We start from the raw sequence: 26,211 nt of genomic DNA on the forward strand, positions 1-26,211 counted from the left end.
GCTATAGGGGATTACTCACATCCTATTAGTAACTGAATTTGTTTTGGTCACTTAAAAAACGTAATATAAATATCCAATAAATAAAGCTAAGTAATTCACTCGGTGTAAAATATACAGCCTCAAAGCATGCATAATAAATACCTGTAATAATTAAAGACAGGATATATATATAAGTTATATTTTTATATTTTTGGGTATATCGAAACATCTTGAAGAAAATACCCCCGACTATTGTTAAGCTCGAAATAATACCGATTAATCCAAGGGTCATATATGTATATAAAAACCAATTATCTGTGACAAGATTCGTACTGAATTGCATATTTTGATAGAAATAACTAATATTAACATAACCTAGCCCTATTAATACATTCATGTTATTTCCTAAAAATTTTATAGTATCTATCCACCAATAATACCTATTACTATTAGCTAAGAGATCTTCCAAATTAATTGTTTCTTTAAAATACATCAAACACAATATACATAAAATTAAAACCATTGTCCCCAGTATCAGTGATATTCTATTTAATAACTTATTTTTAAATAAAATATATTTATTTAAATAAAACAAAATATATAATAATAAACTTGCCGTCAATGCCGTTCTACTACCTGAATTTAACATTATAAACAAAGTAATTATTTCTAAAAATAAAATTAATATTTTTTCTTTTTTATATATACACCACTGCTTTTTCTTTAATCCAACAATAATAAGTATTAAACAAATATTTCCTAATGTATTAGCATGTTTTAATCCATAAGTTTGTCTTATTCTATCATCTAGATTAAATGCACTAGTAATATTATTAAAATTGATGAGAGATTCTCCATTTAAAATCAATAAAATTAATACGAAGACAAATATCGAATAATACAGAGTGTTAATCATTTTTTTATAAACTAATTCCTCTTTTACTAAATTCAATGTAATCATTAAAAATAATATGTATATTAAAGATAGCATTGAATTTAAAAGAATTTGATAGCTAGCATATTTTAAAAATCCAATTAACGGAAATAGAACAAAAGTCATTAGAAATACAATGAAAATTTTCGGAATATAAGAAAAAGTGTCATTGATAATTTTTTTTGAGCTAAATGTAATCACTATAATAATAAGCATCATTATATATTTCAAATTAGAAAAAAAATAATTCCCTTGTACACTCTCAAGGCTACTTATTAGATACGCAAATACAAGTATTCCATATAAAACCATAAACTTATTTATTTGATGTTTAACCATAATATTAATGTCACCTATTTATATGTCTTTCGTAGATAGAATTCACTCGAAAAATAACATAGAATTTCAAATTACACATACTATTAATAATTTTCTATTTCACTATATTTAAGCGGCATCAGTCAAACATCTTCTTTAATTTATCTTCTTTTTCAACTTTCTTCATGTCCTCTTCTACCATAATCTGAACAAGCTCTTCAAAAGAAGTTTTAGTTGGATTCCAACCTAGTAATGTTTTTGCCTTTGTAGGGTCGCCTAACAATTGCTCTACTTCAGCCGGACGGAAGAATTTAGGATCTACTGCTACAAGCACTTTACCTGTTGCTTTATCGATACCTTTTTCTTCTACACCTTCTCCTACCCACTCAAGCTCAATACCTACATGTTTGAATGCTAATGTAGTGAATTCACGCACTGTATGCATTTCGCCCGTTGCGATAACAAAGTCTTCTGGCTTATCATGCTGAAGAATTAACCACATGCATTCAACATAGTCTTTTGCATAACCCCAGTCACGAAGTGAGTCTAAGTTTCCTAAATATAATGTTTCTTGTTTCTCTTGTGCAATACGTGCTGCTGCAAGTGTGATTTTACGTGTTACGAATGTTTCACCACGACGTTCTGATTCATGGTTAAATAAAATTCCATTTACTGCGAACATATTATAAGATTCACGGTAGTTCTTTGTAATCCAGAAACCGTAAATTTTTGCTACACCATACGGAGAACGTGGGTAAAACGGCGTTGTTTCTTTTTGTGGTACTTCTTGTACTTTACCGTATAACTCAGATGTTGATGCCTGATAAATACGAGTCGTTTCAGTTAGACCCAAAATGCGAACTGCTTCTAAAATACGTAGTGTCCCTACGCCATCTACATCTGCTGTATACTCAGGTACGTCAAATGACACTTTTACATGTGATTGTGCACCTAAATTATAAATTTCATCTGGACGAATTTCACTAATTAAGCGAATTACATTAGATGTATCTGTAATATCACCATAATGCAAGTGGAAATTTTTTTGATTATTTAAACCTTCAATTTCTTCATTTACTAGGCTCTCAATACGATCTAGATTATAAGAAGAACTACGACGAATAATACCGTGTACTTCATATCCTTTTTCTAATAAGAACTCCGCTAAATATGATCCATCTTGTCCTGTTACGCCTGTAATAAGTGCTTTTTTCATAATATCCTCCAGTTATCTCTATTTAATCTTTTATTATTATTTTCTTACTAATTCTTTTTCCGTCTGTAGAAACCAATCATATGCTTTCTTTAAACCTTCATCTAAAGAAGTTGTTGCCTTCCACCCTAATGCATTAATCTTTGTCACATCTACTAACTTACGTGGGGTACCATCTGGTTTAGAAGTATCAAAACGAAGCTCACCAGTAAAACCTACTGTCGCTTTCACCTTTTCAGCAAGTTCTTTAATTGATAAATCTTCACCTACACCGATGTTTACAATTTCATTATCTTCGTAGTTATTCATTAAATATACACAAGCGTCTGCTAAATCATCAGAATATAAGAATTCACGTAACGGAGTACCTGTTCCCCAAACTTCGACAAACTCAGCATTATTTTCTTTTGCCTCGTGGAACTTACGAATTAAAGCTGGTAATACATGTGATGTATGTAAGTCAAAGTTATCATTTTCTCCATATAAGTTTGTTGGCATTGCCGAAATATACTTTGTACCATATTGACGATTATATGATTCACACATTTTAATACCCGCAATTTTTGCAAGAGCATACGGCTCATTTGTTGGTTCTAATTCACCTGTTAATAAATACTCTTCTTTTAACGGCTGTGGAGCTAATTTCGGATAAATACAAGTACTACCTAAAAATAGTAACTTCTCTACACCTGAACGATAAGCTGAATCGATTACGTTCGTTTGAATCATTAAATTATCACGAATGAAGTCCGCTGGATATTGATTATTTGCAACAATTCCGCCTACTTTAGCTGCTGCTAAAAATACATAATCAACCTTCTCTTTCTGGAAAAACTCTTCTACTTGTCTTGGATCACGTAAATCTAATTCTTTACTTGTTTTATATACTAAATTTGTATACCCTTGTTCTTCTAACTTACGTAAAATAGCCGAACCAACTAATCCACGGTGACCTGCTACATAAATTCTAGAATCTTTTTTCATGATTTTCTAAACTCCTTTTTAAAATGCATTATTTGATCCTAATAATACTTTTATTGTCTTAAATATAATTTTCATATCATAGAAAACATTTCTATTTCGTATGTATTCTAAGTCTAACTCTACCATTTCAGCAAATCCAACACTATTTCTTTCCGTTACTTGCCACAGTCCTGTACACCCCGGGGTCACAAGTAACCTCTGTTTATCATAGGCCGTATATTCCTTCACCTCTCTTGGAAGTGGTGGCCTTGGACCAACTAGGCTCATATCACCTTTCAATACATTTAAGAGCTGTGGTAATTCATCAATACTTGTTTTACGAATAAATTTCCCTATCTTTGTTATACGAGGATCATCTTTCATTTTAAACATAGCACCTGATACTTCATTGTGCTGCAGCAAATCTTTTAGCCTTTCCTCTGCATCTGTTACCATCGAGCGGAACTTAAACATCCCAAATTCTTTTCCATCTTTTCCAACACGTATTTGTTTAAAAAAGACAGGCCCTTTCTTGTCTTCTAATTTAACCATTATAGCAACAATAATAAAAATCGGTGAAAGAAAAATAAGACCACATATCGCACCAAATATATCCATTAAGCGCTTCGCAAATAAATATAACCCATTTTGATTTACCTCTGTAGCAATCAGTAATTCTTGCTCCTTGGAAGTTCCACTTGATACTTTAGTTAAGGCCAATGCCTTTTCACCTCACTTTATATACGTACATTTTCTTTTTTAACAAGTTCATTCATATAACTCATTAACTCTTCTCGTAAAGTCGCATGCTGAAGAGCCATCTCAATCGTAGTCTTAATAAAACCAAACTTCTCCCCAACATCATAACGAGTACCTTCAAAATCATATGCAAACACACGCTGAATTTCATTTAATCGTTGAATTGCATCTGTTAATTGGATTTCCCCACCAGCACCTGTTTGTTGATCTTCAAGGAACATAAAAATTTCTGGTGTCAATACGTAGCGACCCATAATCGCTAAATTTGATGGTGCTGTTCCCTCTGCCGGCTTTTCAACAAATTGACGTACTTGATAACGACGGTCATTTTGTTCAACTGGATCGATAATACCGTAACGATGCGTTTCATTTTCAGGTACTGTTTGTACACCAATTACAGATGATTGTGTTCCTTCATATTGATCCATCAGTTGTCGTAAACATGGTATTTCAGCTTGAACAATATCATCACCAAGTAATACCGCAAATGGCTCATTTCCAATAAATTTACGTGCGCACCATACTGCGTGTCCAAGTCCCTTTGGTTCTTTTTGTCTTATGTAATGAATATTAATTTTTGATGAAGCTTGTACCTTTTCAAGCATTTCATATTTTCCTTTTTCAAGTAAGTTTTGTTCTAGCTCAAAGGAATGATCAAAATGATCCTCAATCGCACGTTTTCCTTTTCCAGTAACAATAATAATATCTTCAATTCCAGATTCTATCGCTTCTTCTACTATGTATTGAATTGTCGGTTTATCAACGATTGGCAACATTTCCTTCGGCATCGCCTTTGTTGCTGGTAAAAACCTCGTCCCAAGACCAGCTGCTGGGATAATTGCTTTTCTCACTTTTTTCAATTATAGTCCTCCAATATTTCTTTATTCATATGTAACAATAACAAAAACCCTACCTATAGCGTCATTTCTATAACTCCATAGGTAGAGTTTCTATTATAAATAAATTATGGGCATCCAACCCATCCTCACGTCATACTCCCGACGACAAGCGTCTAAGGTAGGTTCGAAATAAAAATTTCTACCCACAGCACGACCGAGTGCCTCCGTTGATAACGGTCAGGAGACATCACCTGTTCTTTATTTAAAAGATGCCAAACAACTTTTTACGACGAATTTGTTCTGGATCTTCTTTATAAATTGCTTTTCCGCTAATGATTAAATACGGATTCTCTCTTAAATCATTCATAACACTTGCACCGAATTCTTTCTCAATTAGTTCATAGCTCTCTGCTAGATGAAATCCTCTTGATGTCGTGTTATGTGCATCTGATGCGATCATATGGGTTAAATTATGTTCAACAAGTTGTAGTGAGAATTTTTTGATCTTTTTCCCGAATTTACCTAGAAGACTTCCTGCCGTCACTTGTGTTAATGCCCCTTTATTAACAAGGTTGTATAACTTATCTGGCCGCTCGATTAACTCAGCATTACGTTCAGGATGAACGATAATCGGGAGCATTCCTTTTACACGTAGTTCATAAAATAGTTGTTCTGCATAACGAGGTACGTGATTAGATGGAAATTCAATGAATATATATTTATTTGTCTCATTTAAAGTAACGATTTTACCAGCTTCATAGTCTTCTAATAAATCACCGTATAACCTGACCTCTTGTCCTGGTAAAACTTTCAGTGGGATTTCATGTTGCTCTAATTCATCGTTTAATTGATTCACTTGATGAATAATAGAAGTACGCTCATTTACATATTTTCCATTTTGATGATGTGGTGTTGCAACAATTGTATGTATTCCTTCTGCCACTGCTTGTTGTGCCATCGCTAAACTATCTGTTACTGTCTGTGCACCATCATCAATACCAGATAAAATGTGGCAATGTAAATCAATCACTTATTTCATCCTCCCTCTCTTATGCTAATCTTTTTTCCCTTGAATATGAGATGTCTCATATTCAAGGGAAAAAAGGAGATATGTTCTTCCCATATCTCACTCTCTTCATTAATTTGCACCGTAGTAATAATATAAGCCCTGCTCACGTTCACGATCATTTAGGACAACACCTAACAGTTTACCTTTTGCAGATTCTAATAAACCTTTTGCTTTTACTGCTGTTTCTTTCTCTGTCGATTCACTACGAACGACAAGAATAGAAGCATCACATACATTTGCCATAATTTGTGCGTCTGTTACAGCTAAAATTGGCGGTAAATCGAAAATAACTAAATCGTACATACTATACGCTTGCGCAAGAAGTTCTTGCATTGATTTCGAACCTAACAATTCAGCTGGATTTGGTGGAATTGGACCACAAGCTAAAAAGTGTAAATTATCAACTGATGTTGTTTGTACACATTTTTCTAAACGTTCACTATGCGTTAACACATTTGTTAATCCAAAGATGTTATCGACTTGAAACATTTGATGCATCGCTGGTTTACGCATATCTGCATCAATTAATAGTACTTTCCTTCCTTGTTGGGCAAACACAACCGCCATATTCGCTGTTGTCGTTGTTTTCCCTTCACTTGGGTTCGCAGACGTTACCATCAATGAATGTAAATTCGTATCAACAGATGCAAATTCGATATTCGTTCGAATATTACGATATTGTTCTGAAATTGGTGATTTCGGTTGTTGATGAGCAATTAATTGACGACGTTGACGATGATTTTTTTTCTTTTTAAATAAATTAAGAGCCAATTGTTTGTCCCCTCACTTTTCTTGATGATGGAGCGTGTGATTTCACGTTCATTGTTTCTTCATCCATACGAGCTACAATACCTAACACTGGTAAGCCAAGTAAGTTTTCTACATCTTCTTCTTTTTTCACTGTGTTATCTAAGTATTCTAGTAAGAATGCTAGACCAACTGAAGCCATTAAACCAACAACAAAGGCAATTGCTACATTTAACATTGGGCGTGGCTTAATTGGAGATTGATTTTCTGCAACTTCTGCTTTAGATAGTACTGTTACGTTATCAACGTTCATAATTTTTGCAACTTCACCTTTAAATACATCCGCCGTTGCATTGGCAATATCACGCGCAACTTTCGGATCTTTATCCTCAGCTGTAACAGAAATGACTTGTGAATCTTTTTCATTCGCAACATTAATCTTCTTTGTTAGATCCTGCGCTACCATATTTAAATTTAATTTTTCATTCACTTGATCTAAGATTACTGGACTTTTAATAATAACCTTATATGTATTCGTTAATTGAATATTCGTCTGAACTTCACCAGCTTGAAACATTGATCCCTCTTGTTTCTTCTGGTTAACAAGAATTTGCGTCGAAGATTGATAGATTGGTGTCATGAAGAAGAAGCTAATGATAGCACTTACAATAGCTGCACCAAAGGCGATTACGAGGATCATTGCTAAACGTTTTTTTAAAATATGAAATAACTCTTTCAAACTAATTGTTTCTTCCATAAGTTCCTCCAACTTTCTAAAATTTGCACATAAGAAAAATTATAACATATAAATCTTACATTTTTTTATTTTAGTAATATCTATGTACGTTTCTTATTTAAAAACATATATAATCTTACAAAATAATCTTAAATATGACAACACATTCCATCAATTTGACAAAAATTCCATTATATCATTTTTTTCATATAATGCGATACAAAATTTTAAAACAATTCAAAAAAGCTAGTCAAAAATTTACTAGCTTTTAAAAAATACTATTTCATACATTATTTTCTAATAATATCCATATTGCTCATGTTCTTCTCTTTTATCGTTTAATATAACACCAAGTAGCTTTCCGGATGCTTTATCTAATATTTGTTTTGCTTTTATTAGTTTATCTTTTTCAGTTTTTTCACTGCGCGCTACTAATACAACTCCATCACATTTATTAGCGAGTATTTGTGCATCTGTAACGGCCAATACAGGTGGTGTATCAATCAAAACGATGTCAAACATCTTATATGCCTCTAGAAGTACTTCATCCATTTTACGATATCCAAGTAGCTCTGCTGGGTTTGGCGGGATTGGACCTGCTGACATAACATATACATTCTCTATGTCTGTTTTTTGAATACATTGCACAAATGATGCTTGTCCTGATAATAAATTCGTTAATCCATTTGGATTATGTGCAGCGAATAAATTTTGCAATGTTGGTTTACGTAAGTCAGCTCCAATTAACAATACTTTTTTCCCTTGTTGCCCAAAAACAACTGCTAGATTAGAAATGGTCGTTGTTTTCCCATCACCTGGATCTGCTGAAGTGACAATGATAGAACGAATATGGTTATCTACAGATGTAAATTCAATATTTGTACGGATATTACGGTATTGTTCCGCAATGCGTGATTTAGGCTCTTTATTTGTAATTAATTGTCTTAATGGCTTTCTTTTCTTTCTCCCGAACATGTTATGGTCTCCTTTTTCAGAATACGTCATTTTCCCCTTTTTCTCTTTTATGCTCGATATACTATGCCAATTTTTCATTTACTTCTACCGTTAAATTTCTCCATTACTTTCCTCTACAATTCATCATAACGAATCAGAATAACCTTTGTCCTATTCCACACCTTCTATAATATGACAACGATATCTCTATTTTCATCGCACTATCATTTATCTTAATTCCAAGATATTTATAGCGTCATTATATACAAACTTCCATACATTTACAATAAAAATTCTGATTACTCTGCATTTTAATATTTCGAATCGAAAATACATTAATTAAAAAAATTCTTCTGCATGTTACAGAAGAATTTTTTTAATTAACATCTATTCTTTTTTATCACCAATCGCAAATGTAATTTCAGCTTCACATGCAACTTCACCATCTACTGTTGCGATTGCTTTTCCTTTTCCGATTGGACCACGTACACGTGTCATTTCTACTTCTAGGCGCAGTTGATCACCTGGGCGTACTTGTTTTTTGAAACGGCAATTGTCGATACCTGCGAAGAAAGCAAGTCTTCCACGGTTTTCTTCTTTCTTTAATACCGCAACTGCTCCGACTTGTGCCAATGCTTCTACAATAAGTACACCGGGCATAACTGCATAGTCAGGAAAGTGCCCGTTAAAGAATTCTTCGTTTGCGGATACATTTTTAATTCCAACCGCTCTTTTTCCTTCATCTACTTCTAATATTTTATCAACAAGTAAGAATGGATAGCGGTGAGGAATGATTTCTTTAATTTGTTCTATATTTAGCATATAACAATCGCCCCTTTTGTAATATTGGTCTTACCACTTGGACATATTGTTTATTATCCCATTTTGTTTATTGTTTGTCATTATAAAGTGAAAATTTACTATCTTTTCAGCTTTATATATAAAAAAATGCACACACTCTATTCCATTCAAATAGCTGCATATACTTGCAACTGACACGGAGGTAGAAAAGAGTGTATGCCCAGATTAGGGAAAGGCAATATGTATTGAAACATTATTTGCCTTAATGTCGTATTCGACTCATTATATTATAAACGTTTTCAAATAAGGAAATATTAAATTTAACCATATATATGAATATTTTACCTATTTCCTTCATTTTTCTTTATTTTCCTTCTATTTTCTCAATAAATCAAAATAAAATAAAAAAATAAAAGAATAAAAAAACAAAAAAGAACTACGGTTAACACCTTAGTTCTTCTCATCTTCCTGCTATTTGTGAGCTAATAATAAGTGGGGAGTACCCCCCACTTATTAAGGTTTCACTTTATCGTAAAGCACGCTTTGGTAATTTATCAATATTCTCTAACATAATACCTGTACCAACCGCAACGCATTGCATTGGGTTTTCAGCAATTAATACTGGTACTTTTAGTTCTTCTGCTAGAAGCATGTCGATACCGTGTAGTAAAGCTCCACCGCCTGTTAGAATAACACCGCGGTCGATGATGTCCGCAGATAGTTCTGGTGGTGTGCGCTCTAATACGCCTTTTGCAGCTTGTACAATGATAGCCGCGTCTTCTTTTAGTGCTTCTGTAATTTCTTCAGAGCATACTGTAATTGTACGTGGTAAGCCTGTTACCATGTCACGTCCGCGAATTTCAAGCTCTTCGCTACGTGCACCTGGGAATACTGTACCAACTTTAATTTTAATATTTTCTGAAGTACGTTCTCCAATTAACAACTTATACTTACGTTTAACATAGTTTAAGATCTCCAGATCAAACTTATCGCCAGCCATTTTGATAGAGGAAGAGGTAACAATATCACCCATAGATAGTACAGCGATATCTGTTGTACCTCCACCAATATCAACAACCATGTTACCGCTTGGTTGGAAGATTTCCATACCAGCACCAACTGCGGCTACTTTTGGTTCTTCTTCTAAAAATACTGTTTTACCACCTGAACGTTCAGCAGCCTCACGAATTGCTTTTTGTTCTACTGATGTGATATTTGTTGGACAACAAATTAAGATACGAGGTTTTGAAAAGAAGCTCTTTACGTCCAATTTGTTAATGAAATACTTTAACATTGCTTCTGTAATTTCGAAATCTGCGATTACACCATCTTTAAGTGGACGAATAGCTACAATATTACCAGGCGTACGTCCCACCATACTTCTTGCTTCTTCACCTACTGCTAATACTTTACCTGTGTTACGATCAATTGCAACAACAGATGGCTCATTTAATACAATACCCTTACCTTTAACATGGATTAATACGTTAGCCGTACCTAGGTCAATTCCGATATCTCGCGCAAACATTCCCGTTTTTTCCTCCTCGATATTCAAAATCAGGTTATACCCGAATTCTTTTACACCTAATTTCTGATTTTATCATAAATTTAACAGAAACGTAATATTCGCAAAAAGAATTCTTCTGAAAAATATTACCGAATTGACACGGAATGTTTGCAATCGCATATTTATTGACGGACCGGCTTTTCTACATCTTCTTTTCTATACTTTTGCTTTGTTGCTTCTCCGCCTCTTAAATGACGAATAGACTTATGATAATCAAGAATTTCTTTCACTTCATTTGCGAGCTCTGGATTAATTTCTGGTAGACGTTCCGTTAAATCTTTATGGACTGTACTCTTTGATACCCCAAATTCCTTTGCAATGACACGCACTGTCTTTCTTGTCTCCACGATATACTTACCAATCTTGATAGTTCTCTCTTTGATGTAATCGTGCACACCACTCGCCTCCCTAAATTGGATGTGAGAAGGGTGAAATGAGCCTCGCTGCATATGACTAAGAAGTAAGTGTGAGTGCTGTTTGTAAGCGCTAAACATTCTTGGATTTATAATGAAATGATTCACGATTTCTCACCTCAAACACTCTCTTTGCTTTGGTTTATACCATTGTATTGCCCGCACTACTGATATATGCTACATGTTCACTATTTTTGCGGACTAAGTTAAGAAAAATTACATTTTTTTGTGAGAAATACGTTAACAGTGACTATTTTGGCGAAAAAAAATGACACCTTATATATAAGGCGTCATTCTTCTCGTTCCAATTCTTCTTCTAATAACTGATGGTGGGGAACCTCTTTCTTACCAGCAATGTAATAATATAAAGTGAATAAAACAAACAATAAAATAATAGCAGTCGACAGAACAAACAAAAATGACACAGTATCCCCTCCCTTTTGTAATATATATTCGAGAATCTCGTCATTTTTCCTTGTTATTGCAACTTTTTTCTCGAAATTGAGTATTTTTATATAAAGTGAAACTTTAATCAGTGGGCGCCATTTCCCACTGATTATTAGTTGAACCAATCGGGCTTTTACGGGCAGTTGAACCCAGGCCTAACTTCTTAGCTTTCACTGAAATTTGAAGTAGGGGTCTTACTGCCCGTTAATGCGGGGTAAAAGTAAAAAAATCAGCTCTCCTAATGAGAACTGATTTTTCCACTTTTTTATTCTTGTGAAGAAGAACTGTTAGATGATTCTGTAGAACCATTTGTTGATTTTTCTTCTTTCTTCGGTTCTTCTTTTTTGTCACTAGTCGAACCGCTCGTTGATTTCTCTTCTTTTTGAGACTTATCTTCTGTTTTATTTTCTGGTTTCGTGCTTGTTGACTTCTCTTCTTTTTGAGATTTGTCATCAGCTTTTTTACCAGAAGCGTTCGTTGCTTTTGCAGCGCCTGCATCAGCTTTAATTTCGGCTACTGATTTATTTAAGTAGCGTTCAGGGTTCACAGCCACATTGTCTTTACGTACTTCAAAGTGAACGTGAGAACCTGCTTCTTTATTCATTGCACTTAGACCGGATTTTCCTAATACTTCACCTTGTGCAACTCGTGCACCTTTTTCTACTTTTACACTGCCTAAGCTTTGATAAGAAGCTGCTACACCATTTCCGCTATCAACTGTTACAACATAACCAAGAAGTGAATCTTTTTCAGCTTTCGTTACTGTACCACTTAAAGCAGCAGCTACATTAAATTCTTTTCCATTCTTCGCAGCAATGTCGATTCCTTTATTTGGGGAATATGTGTTGTTATAAAAGACAAGTGCTTTTTCTTGTTCCGCCTCAGTTGCTGCATCTTCATAGAATTTCTTCTGTACGACTACTTCCGCATTCGCGGCAGCTGGCATTTTCACTACTTCTGAAGATTTCGTTACTGGTACTGCTGGATCTTCCGATTGTGTATACGGTGTTGCTTGATCTTGGTTCGGAGTCTTCTTCGGATTAGCTCCTTGGAACCATAGCGCAACCATTAAGATTACCGCTGCACAAGCAATGTACAGTGCCGGAAACACCCATCTTTTTTGAAATAAATGTACTACCTTTTGCGACTTTTTATTATTTCTTCCTCGCATTCCATCATCACCTCAGCAATCATTTTGAACAATATTCACGTATCCTATACAACGTATAACTAATTACTTTTCGACAAAATATGTAAAAATATGTATAAGAATTGTAAAATTTCCGAGGAAATGATAGAAAAAAGAAAAAACTGAGCATTTTCGGCTCAGTTTTTAGTCTAATTGTTTCTTTTTATATACGATTAAACATGCAATAAGCGAAATGATAAGCCAAACTGCAATATTTAATACATGCCCACTAATATTACTAAATCCTGCCCCACCTACTACGCTGTTAAGTGCTTTTACAATATGAGATGTTGGAAGATATTCAATCATCGTCTTAATTGTTTTATTTTCAACTAGTGCCTCAAATTGTACAGCTAAATACATCGTCATTAAAATAGGCATCCCAATTAATGATGTTTGTGGTACAGAAGATGCAAGTAATCCGATCATTGTTCCAAGCACGATAAATAAAATAGTTCCACATAGAAATATCAATCCTACCAATGGAATGTTGATATTTAACTGATCTAAAATGAATAAATTTGCAATACAAATAGCCATCGTCAGACCTGCTGTTAATAAACTCTTTCCAAGAAGAACTTCAACAGAAGATGCTGGGGATAACATTAACACACGTAGTGTATGTTTTTCTTTTTCTTCTGCAATTACCATAGATTGAACAAAGCCTGCGACAAATAGGAAGCCCGTTATAGTAGTAATGCCTAACATTTCCTTTCCGACTCCAAATCTGCTAAACAAAAATGAAAGTATAATTGGTAAAAATGCCATTAATAACACTTGTGAATTTGTCTTAAAATCTTGTACTTCTTTTCTAAAAATAGCTGATACACGTCTCATTGAAAATGTCATTATAATCCCCTCCCAGTAACTTCAATAAAGATATCGCCTAAAGTTGGTTCGTGTGAATGAATGGATAGTAATTCACCTTTATTCATCCATTCTGAAATGCGTTTTGCCCCTAATTCATCTTTTTTCACAATTTCTTTCTTCTTATCTGTTAACACAACTTGTATTTGATCTTTCGCGTATTGCAAGCGAAGGTTTTCTGGAGTATCAAGCGCTACAATTTCTCCACCACACAGAAAGGCAATGCGATTACAAAGTGTTTCTGCTTCGTCCATATTGTGAGTCGTTAAGAAAATCGTCGTTCCTTCTTTATTTAAATCTTTTAAGATTTTATGAATGTTTTGTACGTTTACTGGATCAAGTGCGGATGTTGGTTCATCTAAGAAGAGGATATCTGGTTTATGAAGGATTGCTCTCGCTAGTGTGACACGCTGCTTCATTCCTTTTGATAATTTTTTTACTTGTGTTTTTTTATCATCTAGCAAGTTCACTTGTGCTAGTACTTCATCGATTCGTTCTTTTTTACAATCGTATAAGTCACAAAATAATAGTAAGTTATCATAAATGCTAAGTCTTTCGTATAAGCCGCTATTGTCTGTTAAAATACCGATTCGTTTGTAATCAATGCTGCTTGGTCCTGTAATATCTTTACCTAATACTTTTACAGTTCCAATGCTATGAAGCAATTGAGATGTTAATATTTTTACGGTTGTCGTTTTCCCAGATCCACTCGGTCCGAGGAATCCAAAGATTTCTCCTTGCTTCACCTCAATATTTACATTTCGAAGTGCCGTTTTTCCGTTGAAACTTTTCATTACATCTTTCATTTCAATTGCCAATGTCATTTCTTCATCCCCTTTGTTTTTCTTATATAGATGAAATTCACTTTCGCAAGTTTCGATTTCGTTGTTTCGCTTTTCTCAACTCAATCATATGAAAAGCAAAGGGTTTACGCAGTAAAATACACGCAAAAGGAGTATTTTTACTGGTGAATGAATCGTATTTTGAGCTTATTGGAGCATCTTTTATATCCCAATTACACCTTTTAACTCATCCATTCTTCCTTTCGAAAGCGGGATTGAACTTTTTCTTTCGTCATCCAAAATTAAACTGAAGCTATTACGAGTCCACGTAATGACTTCTCGTACTCTTTGTAAATTCACAAGGTACGAGCGATGACATCTAAAGAACCCGAATCCTGTTAATCTCGCTTCTAGTTCACTTAACGTTAATGCACATACGAAATCACCTTCGCGTACATGAATATGTGTCACTCCGTTTTGCGTTTCAATGAAATGAATTTCCATCGGATCAAGTAAAATGATTTTATCGTTCACTTTCGCTGGTATTCTTTCAAGTTTCATTTGCGGAATCATTTGAACAACCTTTTCTTCATCCATCTCTTCCACTTCTTCTTGTTCGATTTCTATTTTTTTCACACCTTCATTGTTTAATATGTATACATCTTCTGTTAATGAAAGGGCGTCCGATAAAAAGGATGACGTAATAAAAATTGCTTTTCCTTGCTCTTTCATTTTCATAATTGATTTTCGAATAATAATCGTGCTCTCTGTATCTACATTTTGCTCCGGCTCTTCCAAAATAACTAAATCCGGATTATGAATCATAACTCGCCCGATATGAAGGCGACGTTTCTCTGAAAATGATAGTTTTTCTATTTTAACGTTTAACTTATCTAAGAGACCGACATGTTGTACTACTTCTTCCGTGCTCATATTTGATTCATAGAGTCCTATTAAAAACTTGAAGTATTCCTTTACCTTCAAACGATCGTATGCTTCATCTTTCAAAAAACAAAAACCAATGCGAGAATAATTTTTCTTTCCAATCGATTCTCCTTCAAATAGCACGGTGCCAGTTGAGGCTTCTTCCTCACCAATAATAATGCGGTGCAATATTTTAGCTGTATGGTTATTACATTGCAAAACAACACATTGTCCCTTCTCAACCATCAGTTCAACTACTGGTAACTGGTTCGTTTTTCCTAACTGTCTCAACTCCAATAACGCCATTCTGTCTCCCCCAAATGCTTTTTATCCTATTATACCAAACAATTAATGGAAAATTTTGATATTTTATGGAACATTCTAAAAAGAAGACTATCCAAATGAATGGATAGCCTTCTTCTCTAGTTTTGCTCTACCATATACGTCTTGAGCTGATCACGCAGCGCTCGTTTTAAAAACTTCCCTACAGATGTTTTCGGAATTTCGTTTACAAATAAATCCTTCCGAATCAACCGTGACAATGTCTCCTGTATGGAGCCAACCATCTTTCATTGATTCTTCTGTACGCTCATCCTTATAATAGCTCCCAGTGATCCATGGACCCCTTAAACAAAGTTCTGTCATCACTGATCATTGACGATTTTTTTAATATATCAACAGTTCGACAATGATAACCTATCTACTAACAAAAGAAAAACCGTCCCAACATACCTCTTGGGACGGTTTATTCTGTACCTTACTTCTTCACCATTAACTTTCCTTCATAATCATTCATCGACTTTATTTCAACGCCTTTGTAATAATGAGCAACGATATCTGTATATTTCTTACCTTCCGCTGCCATGCCATTTGCTCCGTATTGGCTCATGCCAACACCGTGGCCGAAGCCTTTTGTGGTAACAATGATTTTATCTCCATCTTGTTTCCACGTGAAGTCAGAAGAGCGTAAATCTAATTTTTCACGCACTTCTTTTCCTGTTAATGTCTTGCCTTGAAATGCTACGTCTTTTACTCGCTTTCCTTCCGTAAGATCTTTAATATTTCCAACCTTTCCGTCTGCTAGCACTTTCACACCGAGACGTTTTTGGAAGTCAGCTACTGTAAATGTTTGCTCGCTCGTAAATTTCGGAGAAGCTTGATCCCACGGACTATCTACGCTCTTTAAGTACGGATAATCATTTCCCCAGTAATCAGCCGCATTTTCTGTCCGGCCATTACTCGTTGAGAAGAAGGATGCTGAGATTGGTTTTCCATCATACGTTAAAACTTGTCCTGCGGTTTTCGAAACGGCTTCTTCGATTTTCTTCAAATTATTTTCGTAGTTATTACCCCATTGTTTCTTCAATTCTTCTTTACTTTTGTACACTTGATCTTTCACCGTATCTGTCACGTCCGCATTGTTTTTCTTTCCTCCGCTTAGCATACGCTGCACCACAAATGTTCTCGCTGCTAATGCCTGCGCCTTTAGCGCCTCTATTTCAAAACTGGCATTCATCTCAGAAGCTACTACACCGGTCACATACTCCTCCATAGGTAATGTATCTACCTTTTTCTGTTTCTCACGATATACAGCAACTTGAACCGCTGTATCCACTTTCCCTGGAGCTGGTATACTTTCTATTGCTGGAGGAGTTTTAGAAGCTGCTTCTTCCCCTACCTTTGCTTTCGCAAACGGAATAACAAGAGCAGCAGGTACAATGATAACGAGCGCTATGAGAAGCGCTACTGTGATGAAAAGTGGCTTTGAAAATTTCATCTTATTTCCCCCAATATGAAAAAGCTTTACTCCATTCATTCTTATGGAACAACTCTTTCTTTTAGAACATACTTAAGGGGAACCAGCTAAAACGGAAATTTTCTAAATATTTTCACTGGTACGTGCATAAGTATAGAATTTATTGACTATAACAGTAATAACCCAAAAAAATAGCCCCTACGTCAAAAGACGTAGAGACTATTTCAATTAAGCGTGAAGATCAGAAACTTCTTGTTCTTTCACTTCTTCTACTTGTTCGTTTACACGTTCAATAGTTGCACCTAATGCAGCTAATTTCTTATGGAAATCTACATAACCACGGTCAAGATGCTTTAATTCAGTTACACGAGTGTAACCTTCAGATACTAAACCAGCTAAGATTAATGCAGCAGCAGCACGTAAGTCAGTTGCGCCTACTTCAGCACCTTGTAAGCTGTTTGGACCGTTCATAATAACAGAACGACCTTCAATTTTAATATCAGCATTCATACGACGGAATTCTTCAACGTGCATAAAGCGGTTTTCGAATACCGTTTCTGTAATCATACTTGTTCCATCAGCTTGTAGTAATAATGCCATCATTTGTGATTGCATGTCTGTTGGGAAACCTGGGTGAGGCATAGTTTTAATATCAACCGCTTTTAACTTATCTGGGCCGATAACACGTACACCTTCATTTTCCTCAATAACTTTAACACCCATTTCTTCCATTTTCGCTGTGATTGAGCGTAAATGTTCAGGTACAGCATTTTCAATTAAGATGTCTCCACCAGTAATTGCCGCTGCAACCATGAATGTTCCCGCTTCAATACGGTCAGGAATAATAGAGTGGTTTCCACCATATAATTTATCAACGCCTTCGATACGGATCGTTCCAGTTCCAGCTCCGCGTACTTTCGCTCCCATCGCATTTAAGAAGTTAGCTAAGTCAACGATTTCTGGTTCTTTCGCTGCGTTTTCAAGGATTGTTGTCCCTTTTGCTAATGTAGCTGCAGACATAATGTTTTCTGTCGCGCCCACGCTTGGGAAGTCTAAATAAATTTTAGCTCCTTTTAGTTCTCCCTCAACGTATGCCTCAACAAAACCATTACCAACCTGTACTTTTGCTCCCATTGCTTCGAAGCCTTTTAAATGTTGGTCAATTGGACGTGAACCAATTGCACATCCACCAGGAAGTGCAATACGAGCACGACCGTTACGTGCAAGTAATGGTCCCATTACTTGAACAGATGCACGCATTTTACGTACATATTCAAATGGTGCTTCGATGTTTAGTTCTTTAGAAGCATCGATTGTTACTTGGTTATTTTCAAATACGACTTCAGCATTTAAATGACGTAATACCTCATTAATTGTGTATACATCAGACAAAACTGGTACTTCAGATAGTACATTCTTTCCATCACTCGCTAATAGGGCTGCAGCGATTATAGGTAATACAGCATTTTTTGCGCCCTCAACACGCACTGTGCCGTTTAACCGCTTTCCGCCACGGACGATGATCTTTTCCAAATTATTCCCCTCCGTGTCCTTTTTTCAGTATCTATTCACTCAATACTCAGAAGTTATGATCGGTGTGCCAACCACAATTGTATCTTTGTTGTCTGTAGAACGTATTGCTATTTGCACATTTATTTTCTCTCTATTTGTTGAAAGAGCGTCATCCCACTTTTTATTGTATGCGGAGACTGACACAAATGCTCTTTCTTCTATCTGTTCGATCGCTCTTGCTGAAAGATCTTTCAAAACCTGATTGGTTTTATTTTGCAAAACACCTTCAATCTTATCATTCAGTACACCTTGAACACAAGTGTAAATTATAGGTTTTTCACTAAAAATTTTATTTGTTTTCTGAATGTACTTCGGGTCCCATTTCGCCCCGCTTACTTCGAAAATAATGAAAGTGTTTTCTTTAGTATTTTCCTTACTCCATGTTACTACTACTCGTTCTTCATAAGAAGAAAACTTTTTATAGGATGTAGCTTTATATCCATCTGGAGATTGCTCTAATTCCCACTTTTGAATATTCGCCTTGTCCTTCACATCGTTTAACAATTTTTGAAACGTATGTATGTTAGAAATTGTTTTTGTTTCTCGCGCTAACCATGACCACTTCTCTACTTTAGCATCATTTTTCTCTAAAGTTGCAATCATGCTCTCCATTTTCTGTTCATCGCTGATTGGTTTCATTTCTCTATATCCAACCAAAAATAAAACAACACTTATCACAACAATAAGAATGGCTTTAAGCTTCAATTTCATCCCCTCCTATCCCCATTGTTAACGGAGATATGAGGTTCTATACACTTACTTTACTAAATACGTTAAACTCTTTGAATAGCCTAAATAATCAAGGAAAAAGTTACTTACAGATGTCCCAATTGCAATTGTAATTAGGATGAGTAATACTCGCGTCTGCATCACCTTTCCAGGCTTCATTAAACGCTCAATGTGAATACCTTGTAAGGCCCACCACGTAATGGTAATAAATAATAAATGCGAAACGATGGCAATCAGTGCTTGTTGCCCTAAAAGATGTGCCAAAAAATCGACCCCTTTTTACCTAGCTACTACTTACGAAATACTATAAAAACGATACCATAATAAGTAGGAGCCACACTTTTTCAAATACAAATAAGCATCTTACATTTCACATCGTAATTTGCTCTCAAAAAACGTATACCTACATGCATTTTCAATTGTATTTCACACAAAATAAAAAGCGCAGAGTAACAACTCCACACCTTTTATTTTCACTATTGTACCACGTTCCCTAGGAAGAAGAAATCCTTCATTAATGGAAAATATTCATAAAAGAAATTGTATCCGATCATCGGCATAATCCCTAGTATTACAATCGAAATTGCACAAAGGCTCATAACAACCTTTATATTGAATGGGAAACGAATTTTCTCTTCCACTTCTCCCGTCCGGAAAAACATTTGCTGTAGAATCCGGAAATAATATACGAATGAAATGACTGTCGTTCCCATCATAATAGAAGCTAGTACGTAATGAGCTGGCTCTACATGCAGTGCACCTAAAAAGATGTTAATTTTCCCGATGAAACCAGCTGTTCCTGGTATTCCGGCCAACGATAAAATAAAAATCGTCATCACTATCGCTGTAAATGGCGACCTTTTATATAATCCGGCGAAAATCGTAATGTTTTCTTTGTCGCTTTGTAAGATTAAGCCGTGGATAATTGCAAACGCACCTATATTCATAAGCATATACGCAAGCATGTAAAACCACATGCTATCCATCGTAAATGGTGATAATGCTACAAGCGGAACGAGTAAATACCCCGCATGTGCGATTCCCGAATAGGCAAATAGGCGCTTTACGTTATATTGCTTTAACGCTACGATGTTTCCGATAATCATCGTAATACTCGCTAGCACTGCAATGTATATACTCATACGTCCGTATAAAGATTGCATATCTCCTTGCACCGATACACTTGCAAAAACCATGAGAAACAGACGAATAATGAGTAGGAACCCAGCAATTTTAGAAATCGTTCCAAGAAAAGCAGTAACAGGCGTAGCCGCTCCCTCATACACATCTGGTGCCCACATATGAAACGGCACCGTCGCAATTTTAAACGAGAGTCCAACGAGTAATAGTAGAAATGCGAGAGCTAACAATAACTGAATACCACCAGCAAGCTCCCCTGCGAATACTTTTTGCATATCCACGATATTAGTTGATCCTGTAATACCGTATAAATAACTCATTCCAAAGAGCGTAATTGCCGTTCCAATTCCTCCATTAATGACATATTTCATGGCCGCCTCGTTTGATGCACGGTTCTTTTTTCGTATTCCTACTAAAATATATGAAGAAAGTGAAAGCAATTCTAAACCGACGAAAAGTGTAATGAAGTCGACACTAGAAGCCATAAACATAGCCCCAAGAAGTGCCATTAAAAATAAATAATAATATTCTCCCTTATCTTCAATGGGATTCTTCTTATCATCGCTCATTGCGGTGCATAAGATGAGGGCCGCTCCGCCTAACAACAACGTTTTGAACCCTTTTGAAAACCCATCTAACACGAACGATCCGTTTAAAATATCTCCTGTCGGTTCACCATATAGCGTAATTAATGACACAATTGCTAATATGACGGCTGCGATTGCACTAAGCGCTACATATCTATGGTTCAACTTAAAAAACAAATCACATATGGAAAGAAGGATGGCAGCTCCGAGAATTATGAATTCTGGCACCATGAGATGCCACGATAAGCTAAGTAACGTATTCATATCCATCCTACTTCACCCCCAATGTTTTCAATGTATTTTGAAGCGGATCCCCTAGTATTTCTGGCATTACTCCAATTGCAATAATGCAGAAGATAAGTAGCAATATAGGGACATACTCCCATCCATGTATATCAGCTTTCGCTTCCCACTCTTTCTTACCAAATGTTACTTGAAGTGTTGCTCTTAATACGTATACAGCGGTTAAAATGATGCCAAGTACGCCGACTGCCGCAACGACCGGTTCTCCTTGGAATAAACCGAGAAAGGCAAGAAACTCGCTAACAAATCCAGACATGCCTGGTAATCCAAGCGATGCCATTCCTCCCGCTAAGAAGAATCCGCTAAGTATTGGGACACTTTTTGCAAGTCCGCCAAGCGCCGTAATATCCGACGTTCCAAAACGTTGTTCTATAACACCCAGTAAGAAGAAGAGTAATGCCGCAATTAAACCGTGAGAGACAACTTGGAATAGCGCCCCTTGTGTACCTGGTGCATTTAACGCCGCAAGTCCCATTAATACGATACCCATATGCGAAATACTAGAGTAAGCAAGCACCTTCCGAAAGTCCGTTTGGATGAGCGCCAAGAAGGCTCCGTACAATAAATTGATGACTCCTAAAATCGCAATGAGCGTTGCAAACTCGTGAAAGTATTCCGGGAATAACCCCTTTCCGAAGCGAATCATACCGTATGCTCCAATCTTCAGTAAAACGCCCGCATGAAGCATAACTACAGCTGGATGCGCTTCAATATGCACATTAACCATCCAGCGATGTAACGGGAAAACGGGTAGTTTAATCGCAAAAGCGATCATTATGGCAAGAAACAAACCGAACTGTAAGCTACTTGAGACAGCCGTTCCTCCCCCAGCACCTACACTCGTTAATATTTCTTTAAGCTCTGTAATATTTGTTGTACCTGTTTTTGCAAATAAAACCGAGAAAACGATGAGTAAAATAGCGGAGCCGATACCGTTATATATTAAATAACTATAAGCAGCCTTTTCACTCGACAATTTCCCCCACTTCCCAATTAATAAAAACATTGGCGGCAATGTAATTTCAAAGAAGATAAAGAACAGCATTAAATTTTGAGCAGCGAAGACGCCGAGCATCCCTATTTCTAGCATGAGTAGCAGCATATAAAAGGCTTTTAAGTTCCTTTTAATAGTAAATGCCGCAATTGCTGCAAGCATTGCTAGAAGGGCCGTCAGCACCATCATAACGAGCGATAAACCATCAATACCAAGCTCGTAATAAATAGCGAACCATCTTTTATCCACCGCTGCAAAATCCCCAAATTTAATCCATTTCACTTTTTCATCGAATAGCGACAAACTCTTTCCAGAAGCATATGTACAAGCGAGGACGATAGCGATTCCAAATGGAAGCGCCGTCCCAAATAAACCGAGCGCTCGCACTGTACGCGATTCTTTTTTCGGTGTTAATACAAGTAAAAGAATTCCTAAAAGCGGGGAAAAAATGAAGAACGTTAATAACAAATCATTCATCGTAAATCCCCTCCCGTATAAAGCAAAATAATGACGAGTACTGCAAGCGAAACAGCTGTTACAGTGCCGTACACTTGTACATTTCCGTTTTGGAGTCTAGAACCAAGTCCACTTATCCCTTTAACTAGACTTCCTATTAAAACGGCAATTCCTTCGACTACATACACCTCAAATAAGCGAAGCACATGAGCGATTCCCTTCGTGATAGGGAGCACCGTCATATTGTATAGTTCATCCACATAATACTTTTCTTTCAAAAGGTTATATTGAGGTGTTCCCTCGCCACCAGCCCAATCTCTAGAAATAGATTTCTTACCATATATGAAATACGCAAGAGCAATCCCTGCAAATGAAACGAGCGTTGCTACGATCATAATCCAAACTGGCCCGTGTACCTCTCGCGCTTTAAATGCTACATCTTTCGTAAGCCAATCCCCAAGAAACGTCCCAAACCACGGTGTATTCATATAACCCGCCACTACCGCGAGGACGCCGAGGACAATCATCGGATACGTCATAACGCGGGGTGATTCCCTCACAGCTTCCTTCGTCTTCACTTCCCCCGTAAAGACAAGGAAGTATAGCCGGAACATGTAGAATGCTGTTAAGAATGCTGCAATTACTGCTAATATGAATAAAACGTAATTGCCATTCATCCAAGCCGCCGCTAAAATTTCATCTTTACTAAAGAAACCGGAAAGGAGTGGCACACCACTAATTGCAAGTGTACCGATTAAAAATAGTGCACCCGTTACTTTCATCTTCTTCTGTAAGCCGCCCATTTTGTTAATGTTTTGCGTATGCACTGCATGAATGACACTTCCTGCAGCCAAAAATAGTAGTGCTTTAAAAAAGGCGTGTGTCGTTAAATGGAAAATACCAGCTACATAACCGGCAGATCCTAATGCAAGCATCATATAACCAAGCTGACTAACTGTAGAATAAGCAAGCACTCTCTTTATATCCGTTTGCACAAGACCGATAGAAGCCGCAAAGATTGCAGTGAAGGCTCCAACAATGGCCACCGTCTGCATCGCCACCGCACTTGCTGAAAATAACGGGAACATCGTCGCCACTAAATATACGCCAGCTGCGACCATTGTCGCCGCATGAATAAGTGCCGAAACAGGCGTCGGCCCCTCCATTGCATCCGGTAACCACGTATGAAGCGGGAACTGACCTGATTTCCCCATCGCTCCGATAAAAATTAATATCGCCGTTATTGTAATCATCGTAGGGGTAAGATCACCCGTATGAATCGCTCTAAAAATTACGTCATATTCAAAACTACCCGCGTGCCAAAAAAGTAAGATCATCCCTATAAATAAACCGACATCTCCAATACGAGTCATAATAAAAGCCTTTTTTGCAGCAGCCTTCGCTTCTTCTTTAAAGAAATAAAAACCGATGAGTAAAAATGAACCGAGGCCTACTAACTCCCAAAATATATAAAGCTGTAATAAATTCGGCGATATAACGAGCCCGAGCATCGCAAATGTAAAGAGTCCTAAATAGGCATAAAAGGTTGGTAATCTTTCATCACCTTTCATATAACCTTTCGAATACACATGTACAAGTAAACTCACAAGTGTAACGATAAACAGCATTAAAGCCCCTAATGCTGTCACTTCAAAGCCAAATGATATATCAATATCTCCCGTTCTAAGCCATACCCACTTATGCTTCAATCCTACTTTCGAAAATCGTTCTATTAACACAAGTACCGCAAATATAAAGGAGAGAAAGACGAGGAAAATACTAAGTACACTGCTTCCTTCTCTAATTTTCTTCCCGAATATAAGTAATAAAAAAAACGAAACAAGCGGGAAAAGCGGTATGAGCCATGCATAATCGATCATTGTTTCCTTCCCCCTTTTCGGTCACAATGTTATCCTTTGAGCGTATCCATTTCATCTACATGAACCGTCGTACGATTACGATACAAAGCAATTAAAATGGCGAGCCCTACCGCCGCCTCCGCAGCTGCTACAGCCATCGTAAACAGAGAGAAAATTTGCCCTGTTAAATTTGGGAACAAACCTAATTTACTAAATGCTACTAAATTTAAATTGGCCGCATTGAGCATTAATTCAATACAAACTAATACAATCACTGTATTTCGCTTTGTTAAAGCGCCAAACAAACCGATGCAAAACAAAATAATCGCAAGCGTTAAATATGCAGAAGCCGGAACGCTACTCATTGGAATCCTCCTCTTTCTCATCCTTCTTCGCAAGAATAATTGCGCCAACAAGTGCTACAAGTAAAATAACTGAGGTTAACTCAAATGGAATAATATATTTCGAATAGAGAAGTGTACCGATTTGAAGTGTGTTTTTTTCATGGAGAGGTAAACTTCCTTGTGCGCTTTCATTTGCAAAATCAATATTGTTAACAGCGAAATACATAACTGCCCCAAATGCTACAACCGCAAAGAAGATAATCCATTTTCGAAGAGTAAGACGTGATTCATTTTCTGCGTTATGTTGCGTTAACATAATGCCAAAAATCATAATAATTGTGATTGCACCCGAGTAAAGTAAAATTTGTGCAACTCCGATAAATTCAGCCGATAAAAGAAAGTACAAACCTGCAATGCTGAGGAATGTCAGAACGAGAGCTAGCATCATATGCATGACTTTCGTTAAGTTCAACATAAGAATGCCGCCGATAATTGCAGACAAGGATAGTATGAAGAATGCTACAAACTCGCCATTCATGCTTTATTCTCCTTCCTGACGTTTTCGTCGTTTTCGTCAAGCCACTGCAAATTTTTAAATAAATCATCACGTGAATATTCCGCGAGTTCAAAGTTGTTTGTCATAACAATCGCCTCTGTCGGACAAACTTCTGTACATAAATCACAAAGAATACAAATTTCAAAATTAATATCGTACGTGTCGATAATTTTTCCTTTTTTCGTAGGATCCGGATGTTTTTTCCCCGTCAACTGAATACAATCTGTCGGACAAATGTTAGAGCACTGGTTACAAACAATGCACTTTTCCGGATAAAACTTTTGAATACCTCGAAAGCGGTCTGGCAACGGCAACGGTTGATTCGGATAATCGTAAGTCACCTTTTTCTTACTCAAATTGCTTAATGTATATTTTAATCCTTTAAATAGTCCTTTCATCTCTTACTGGCACCCC

General features: G+C 36.3%; 27 protein-coding genes and 1 pseudogene. All 28 read right to left on the minus strand.

The features are described 5' to 3' along the window. Nucleotides 1-25: 25 nt before the first annotated feature. Nucleotides 26-1,252, minus strand: a complete 1,227-nt coding sequence (locus MHB74_RS26045; protein ID WP_061679400.1) for an O-antigen polymerase — start codon at nt 1,250-1,252, stop codon at nt 26-28. A gap of 118 nt (nt 1,253-1,370) precedes the next feature. Beyond that, nucleotides 1,371-2,447: a GDP-mannose 4,6-dehydratase gene (gene gmd, locus MHB74_RS26050; protein WP_061679401.1), complete on the minus strand. Its 1,077-nt coding sequence runs from the start codon at nt 2,445-2,447 to the stop codon at nt 1,371-1,373. Between the two features lie 36 nt (nt 2,448-2,483). Further along, nucleotides 2,484-3,428, minus strand: a complete 945-nt coding sequence (gene fcl, locus MHB74_RS26055) for a GDP-L-fucose synthase (RefSeq protein WP_061679402.1) — start codon at nt 3,426-3,428, stop codon at nt 2,484-2,486. A gap of 18 nt (nt 3,429-3,446) precedes the next feature. Beyond that, nucleotides 3,447-4,127, minus strand: coding sequence for a sugar transferase (locus MHB74_RS26060; protein ID WP_061679403.1), 681 nt, complete (start codon nt 4,125-4,127; stop codon nt 3,447-3,449). Between the two features lie 17 nt (nt 4,128-4,144). Beyond that, complete coding sequence (bpsC, locus tag MHB74_RS26065; protein WP_061679404.1) at nt 4,145-5,026, minus strand: UTP--glucose-1-phosphate uridylyltransferase BpsC; 882 nt, start codon at nt 5,024-5,026, stop codon at nt 4,145-4,147. A 241-nt stretch (nt 5,027-5,267) separates the two neighbouring features. Further along, on the minus strand, nt 5,268-6,035 hold the full coding sequence (locus MHB74_RS26070; protein WP_061679405.1) for a tyrosine-protein phosphatase: 768 nt from the start codon (nt 6,033-6,035) through the stop codon (nt 5,268-5,270). Nucleotides 6,036-6,143: 108 nt separating this feature from the next. Then, on the minus strand, nt 6,144-6,845 hold the full coding sequence (locus tag MHB74_RS26075; protein ID WP_061679406.1) for a CpsD/CapB family tyrosine-protein kinase: 702 nt from the start codon (nt 6,843-6,845) through the stop codon (nt 6,144-6,146). Beyond that, nucleotides 6,835-7,578: a YveK family protein gene (locus MHB74_RS26080; RefSeq protein WP_061679407.1), complete on the minus strand. Its 744-nt coding sequence runs from the start codon at nt 7,576-7,578 to the stop codon at nt 6,835-6,837. Before MHB74_RS26080 ends, MHB74_RS26075 begins: the two co-directional genes overlap by 11 nt. Before the next feature lie 276 nt (nt 7,579-7,854). After that, entirely contained in the window at nt 7,855-8,532 is a 678-nt protein-coding gene (locus MHB74_RS26085) for a CpsD/CapB family tyrosine-protein kinase (RefSeq protein WP_061679408.1), read from the minus strand. Nucleotides 8,533-8,898: 366 nt separating this feature from the next. Continuing rightward, nucleotides 8,899-9,333, minus strand: coding sequence for a 3-hydroxyacyl-ACP dehydratase FabZ (fabZ, locus tag MHB74_RS26090; protein ID WP_000931959.1), 435 nt, complete (start codon nt 9,331-9,333; stop codon nt 8,899-8,901). A gap of 505 nt (nt 9,334-9,838) precedes the next feature. Next, on the minus strand, nt 9,839-10,840 hold the full coding sequence (locus MHB74_RS26095; RefSeq protein ID WP_061679409.1) for a rod shape-determining protein: 1,002 nt from the start codon (nt 10,838-10,840) through the stop codon (nt 9,839-9,841). A gap of 161 nt (nt 10,841-11,001) precedes the next feature. Then, nucleotides 11,002-11,274 (minus strand): sporulation transcriptional regulator SpoIIID, encoded by a 273-nt coding sequence (gene spoIIID, locus MHB74_RS26100; protein ID WP_000544012.1) that lies wholly within the window; start codon nt 11,272-11,274, stop codon nt 11,002-11,004. 308 nt (nt 11,275-11,582) lie between these two features. Continuing rightward, on the minus strand, nt 11,583-11,717 hold the full coding sequence (locus tag MHB74_RS26105) for a hypothetical protein (RefSeq protein WP_000008903.1): 135 nt from the start codon (nt 11,715-11,717) through the stop codon (nt 11,583-11,585). Nucleotides 11,718-12,004: 287 nt separating this feature from the next. Continuing rightward, entirely contained in the window at nt 12,005-12,910 is a 906-nt protein-coding gene (locus MHB74_RS26110; protein WP_061679410.1) for a M23 family metallopeptidase, read from the minus strand. A 162-nt stretch (nt 12,911-13,072) separates the two neighbouring features. Then, nucleotides 13,073-13,777, minus strand: a complete 705-nt coding sequence (locus tag MHB74_RS26115; protein ID WP_061679411.1) for an ABC transporter permease — start codon at nt 13,775-13,777, stop codon at nt 13,073-13,075. Continuing rightward, a complete protein-coding gene (locus MHB74_RS26120; RefSeq protein ID WP_061679412.1) occupies nt 13,777-14,619 on the minus strand; it encodes an ABC transporter ATP-binding protein in 843 nt (280 codons plus the stop codon). Before MHB74_RS26120 ends, MHB74_RS26115 begins: the two co-directional genes overlap by 1 nt. Nucleotides 14,620-14,799: 180 nt before the next feature. Beyond that, nucleotides 14,800-15,807 (minus strand): LytTR family transcriptional regulator DNA-binding domain-containing protein, encoded by a 1,008-nt coding sequence (locus tag MHB74_RS26125; protein ID WP_061679413.1) that lies wholly within the window; start codon nt 15,805-15,807, stop codon nt 14,800-14,802. 116 nt (nt 15,808-15,923) lie between these two features. Then, nucleotides 15,924-16,146, minus strand: a pseudogene (locus tag MHB74_RS26130) (hypothetical protein); the annotation flags it as partial. Between the two features lie 112 nt (nt 16,147-16,258). Continuing rightward, nucleotides 16,259-17,278 (minus strand): stage II sporulation protein D, encoded by a 1,020-nt coding sequence (spoIID, locus tag MHB74_RS26135; RefSeq protein ID WP_061679414.1) that lies wholly within the window; start codon nt 17,276-17,278, stop codon nt 16,259-16,261. A 207-nt stretch (nt 17,279-17,485) separates the two neighbouring features. Next, the gene (gene murA, locus MHB74_RS26140; RefSeq protein ID WP_061679415.1) at nt 17,486-18,790 is read right to left on the minus strand and encodes a UDP-N-acetylglucosamine 1-carboxyvinyltransferase; all 1,305 of its coding nucleotides are present in this window, start codon (nt 18,788-18,790) and stop codon (nt 17,486-17,488) included. A 39-nt stretch (nt 18,791-18,829) separates the two neighbouring features. Next, nucleotides 18,830-19,534, minus strand: coding sequence for a YwmB family TATA-box binding protein (locus MHB74_RS26145; protein ID WP_371399484.1), 705 nt, complete (start codon nt 19,532-19,534; stop codon nt 18,830-18,832). A 51-nt stretch (nt 19,535-19,585) separates the two neighbouring features. Next, complete coding sequence (locus MHB74_RS26150; RefSeq protein WP_000940742.1) at nt 19,586-19,822, minus strand: DUF1146 family protein; 237 nt, start codon at nt 19,820-19,822, stop codon at nt 19,586-19,588. Nucleotides 19,823-20,034: 212 nt separating this feature from the next. After that, complete coding sequence (gene nuoN, locus MHB74_RS26155) at nt 20,035-21,549, minus strand: NADH-quinone oxidoreductase subunit NuoN (RefSeq protein WP_061679421.1); 1,515 nt, start codon at nt 21,547-21,549, stop codon at nt 20,035-20,037. A 7-nt stretch (nt 21,550-21,556) separates the two neighbouring features. After that, nucleotides 21,557-23,059 carry an NADH-quinone oxidoreductase subunit M gene (locus MHB74_RS26160; protein WP_061679416.1) on the minus strand — a complete coding sequence of 501 codons (1,503 nt, stop codon included), beginning with the start codon at nt 23,057-23,059 and terminating at the stop codon, nt 21,557-21,559. After that, nucleotides 23,056-24,918, minus strand: a complete 1,863-nt coding sequence (nuoL, locus tag MHB74_RS26165; protein ID WP_061679417.1) for an NADH-quinone oxidoreductase subunit L — start codon at nt 24,916-24,918, stop codon at nt 23,056-23,058. Before nuoL ends, MHB74_RS26160 begins: the two co-directional genes overlap by 4 nt. Before the next feature lie 29 nt (nt 24,919-24,947). Beyond that, nucleotides 24,948-25,262, minus strand: coding sequence for an NADH-quinone oxidoreductase subunit NuoK (nuoK, locus tag MHB74_RS26170; RefSeq protein ID WP_000100078.1), 315 nt, complete (start codon nt 25,260-25,262; stop codon nt 24,948-24,950). Then, entirely contained in the window at nt 25,255-25,779 is a 525-nt protein-coding gene (locus tag MHB74_RS26175) for an NADH-quinone oxidoreductase subunit J (RefSeq protein WP_061679418.1), read from the minus strand. The genes nuoK and MHB74_RS26175 overlap by 8 nt, the downstream gene beginning before the upstream one ends. Then, a complete protein-coding gene (gene nuoI / locus MHB74_RS26180) occupies nt 25,776-26,195 on the minus strand; it encodes an NADH-quinone oxidoreductase subunit NuoI (RefSeq protein ID WP_000677191.1) in 420 nt (139 codons plus the stop codon). Before nuoI ends, MHB74_RS26175 begins: the two co-directional genes overlap by 4 nt. Between the last annotated feature and the right edge of the window lie 16 nt (nt 26,196-26,211).

It is taken from the genome of Bacillus sp. FSL K6-0069 (genome assembly GCF_038007785.1).
GTDB classification, from domain to species: domain Bacteria; phylum Bacillota; class Bacilli; order Bacillales; family Bacillaceae_G; genus Bacillus_A; species Bacillus_A mobilis.